1 pseudogene is annotated in these 295 nt (G+C 61.7%); it reads right to left on the reverse strand.

Annotation, left to right across the window (positions count from 1 at the left end):
• A pseudogene (locus EN853_RS33585) lies at window positions 1-219 on the reverse strand (flagellar M-ring protein FliF); the annotation flags it as partial.
• Window positions 220-295 lie beyond the last annotated feature (76 nt).

Genomic DNA, 295 nt, shown 5'->3' on the forward strand with positions numbered 1-295 from the left:
ATCGAAGCCGATGCCGGCATCGGCCAGCACCAGGCCGATCTGATTCACGTCGGAGCGCTCGAGCCCGACATAGAGCGTCTCATAGGCCGGTCGGTTGAGATAGACGGAGGCGATGCCGATGACGGCCATGACCAGGGCCGTGATGCCGCCCATGAGCGCCAGACGCCTCACGCCGAAGCTTTTGAAATTCGCGATGATGCTCTGGATCTGTTCCGGCACGATTCAACGGCTCCCAGCACGACTGTCGGCCGGAAGACTAGACCGCGAAGCTTGTGCGAGGATGATAGGCTTGCCG

The sequence above is a fragment of the Mesorhizobium sp. M1C.F.Ca.ET.210.01.1.1 genome, from assembly GCF_004791585.1.
Classification (GTDB): domain Bacteria; phylum Pseudomonadota; class Alphaproteobacteria; order Rhizobiales; family Rhizobiaceae; genus Mesorhizobium.